The sequence below is a fragment of the Rhodococcus sp. T7 genome, from assembly GCF_009872365.1.
GTDB lineage: Bacteria > Actinomycetota > Actinomycetes > Mycobacteriales > Mycobacteriaceae > Rhodococcus_F.
The window spans coordinates 1-3,128 of the sequence record NZ_WXYH01000160.1; the positions used below are offsets into that span (position 1 = coordinate 1).

At 63.6% G+C, this 3,128-nt stretch carries 2 protein-coding genes; both read left to right on the forward strand.

The genetic code is table 11. The features are described 5' to 3' along the window. The first annotated feature begins 996 nt into the window (after positions 1-996). Positions 997-1,899, forward strand: a complete 903-nt coding sequence (locus MLGJGCBP_RS17310; RefSeq protein ID WP_160097159.1) for an enoyl-CoA hydratase — start codon at positions 997-999, stop codon at positions 1,897-1,899. Next, the gene (locus MLGJGCBP_RS17315; protein WP_160097161.1) at positions 1,899-2,951 is read left to right on the forward strand and encodes an aldo/keto reductase; all 1,053 of its coding nucleotides are present in this window, start codon (positions 1,899-1,901) and stop codon (positions 2,949-2,951) included. The genes MLGJGCBP_RS17310 and MLGJGCBP_RS17315 overlap by 1 nt, the downstream gene beginning before the upstream one ends. Positions 2,952-3,128: the final 177 nt, after the last annotated feature.

The window sequence follows — 3,128 nt, forward strand, 5'->3', positions numbered from 1 at the left end:
GCAAGCCTTATTCTTGCATCGGAGCACCCTTCTTGATGACCGACGTAGGACCGGGATTACCGTGATTAGCTCCGTAACTTCGAGAGCATGAGCACTCCATGCGCTAGCACGGCTGTATGCCCGCTTGTGCAGCCCCGAACGAACACCGGACTGTGCGTCTTCTTCGGCAGGCCCGTTGGGCCAAGTAGCGAGCCCTGATCGGTATGCAGACGTGTGTCGCACGTTACACACTAGCCTTCTTGAAGCGATGTTCTAGTAATGTTCAAGATGCTTCAAGCTGTATCGAGCAGAGGAAGACGGATGTCAAGTACAGGCCGAGGCATCGAATACGAATCTGTGATCGCCGATGTGGCCAGAGCGGTTGTTGCTGCGCATCCGCCGGGACGGGCCGCGACGCTCGCCGTCCCGTCCCTCACTGGTCAAGTGTCACCGGACGAGGGCACGGTGACGGTGACACCGAATGGTGTCGCATGGGTCCTCAGCGGGCAAGCCGACGTCATGCCCGGCGCAGCAACCGCAGACCTGCTGCTGGGTGCCGCACGCACAGACGCTGGCGTCGCGCTCTTCGCCGTCGATGCGGCCGAGCGGGGCGTGAGCCGCACGCCGCTGTCGACGTCGGACCTGACGAGCCGCCAGGCATCCGTCGGGTTTACGGATGTGCCCGGTCGACCCATCGCGGATGAAGTCGAGGCGCTCCGGGTCCTCACACACGCCCTACGGCTGGCGCAGACGCTGCTCGCGGCCCAGCAGATCGGGCGGCAGTCAACGAGAAGCACGTCGAAGAGGCCGAACAGGTCGCCCGCTAGCACTCGACTCACTTGTGCCTGCACCCGAATACACGGATCCGAGGCGATGCACGGTTCGGCAGGCAAGCGCGCCCACCCGTCCCAGTCGACGCCGGCAGGTAATTCAGGACGCAATACATCAACCTTGGACTCTCGTCATGACTGACCGTTGGTCGGCGGAGCGAGGACCAATACCGAACGAGGAGGACCAATGACGGATTACCGATTCATCACCTACGAGTTGCTCGACGAGGGCACCATTGCACGGATCACCCTGAACCGGCCCAAGTATCGCAACGCGCAAAGTCGTAGTCTGCTCGTCGAGGTGAACGAGGCGATGCTGGCCGCCGAGGCCGATGACACGGTCCGTGTGGTCATCCTTGCCGGCACCGGTGACTGTTTCTCGTCCGGTCACGACATGGGCACGCCGGACCGCGCGATCGAGCGAGGTGAGGGTCCCGACCAGCACCCCACGTTCCAGATCAACGGCGCCACGCGGGAGAGCACCGAGAAGCGAATGATCCAGGAGTGGCACTACTACTACGGCAACTCGCTGCGGTGGCGGAACCTTCGCAAGATCACCATCGCGCAGACTCAGGGCCAGATCTTTGCGGCGGGACTGACCTTCGCTTGGTCATGCGATCTCATCGTGGCTGCCGAGGGTACGACCTACTGTGACCCGGTCGGGACGCGTCTCGGCATGTGCGGCATCGAGTACTTCGCACACCCGTGGGAGTTCGGTGCTCGGCGCACCAAGGAACTGATGCTGACGGGCGGATCCGTCGATGCCGAGGAGGCCCACCGGATCGGTATGGTCAGCCAGATCTTCCCGGCGGACGAGCTCGAGGAACGGACGCTGGAGTACGCGCGCGAGATCGCAAAGCGCCCGACGATGACGGCCTTGATGATCAAGGAGGCCGTCAATCAGACCCAGGACATCCAGGGCTTCTACAACGCTCTCAATGCGTGCTTCAGCCTTCACCAGATCAATCACGCTCACTGGGCCGAGATCCACCTTGACAGCGGCGTCGCTCATGCCACGGTCGCCGACGGGGCCGTCGAGTGGCGCAAGAAGCCGGCTTCGACGACGAGCGGCGAGGAGGTCACTGTCTGATGCGGACGCGCAAGCTCGGAACGACCGGGATGGAGGTGAGCGCCTTTTGCCTCGGCGCCATGATGTTCGGTGGTGCGAACAACGCGGACCATGGGTCGTGCGTCCGCGCGACTCATGCAGCGTTGGACCGCGGTATCAACTTCGTCGACACCGCCGACATGTACTCCGACGGCGAGTCCGAGGAGATCGTCGGCAAGGCCCTGGCGGGGCGTCGCGACGACGTCATCCTCGCGACGAAGTTCCATTTCCCGATGGGGGAAGGTCCCAACAGGGGAGGGAACTCGCGCCGATGGATCATGCGTGCCGTTGAGGACAGCCTCCGCCGCCTCGACACCGACTGGATCGACCTCTACCAGGTGCACAGGCCGGATGAGAGCACGGACATCGACGACACACTCTCGGCACTCACAGACCTGGTACGTGCGGGCAAGATCCGGGCGTTCGGTTGCTCCTCATTCCCGCCGGAGTTCATCGTGGACGCCCACCACGTCGCGACAACCCGAGGCTACGAACGGTTCCGGACCGAGCAACCACCGTACTCGATCATGACCCGTGGCGCCGAGGCATCAGTCTTCCCGATCTGTGAGAAGTACGGGATGGGTACCCTCACGTGGGCCCCTCTCGCGTCCGGGTTCCTGACCGGAAAGTACCGGAAGGGCAAGTCTGTCAATCTGTCCGTCGGTCGCGCTGCCAGGCGACCGGCACAGTTCGACCCAACGAAACCCGAGACCGTCGTGAAGCTGAACATCGTCGAGAAGCTGGTCGAGATCGCCGACAGCATCGGCTGCACGCTGCCACACCTGGCAGTCGCGTTCGCGGCGTCCCACCCGGCCGTGTCGTCGGTGATCGTGGGTCCTCGCAACGAGGACCAACTTCTCGACCTCGTCGAGGGGGCCGATCTCGTGCTGAGCGACGAAGTTCTCGACCTGATCGACGACGTGGTGGCGCCAGGAATCGACATCTACCCGCCCGGCGGCCGCTTCCAGCGAGCGGTCCTGAAGGAGACCTCCCGCAGACGACGCCCCATCGGCGATCGCGGCGCAGCCGCCTGAACCGCACCTTCCGCCTCAACCCGCAGAGGAGCGGGTCTGGCACAATTCACATGATTACTGTGGGGTGCTTGACTATCCGGCGTGGATGACGCCTTTGCGGAGTAGGTCGAAGTTGGCTCGCCCGCACATCTGTCGTGTGAGCATCTTGATCCTGTTCACGTGCCCCCGGGCGGTGCC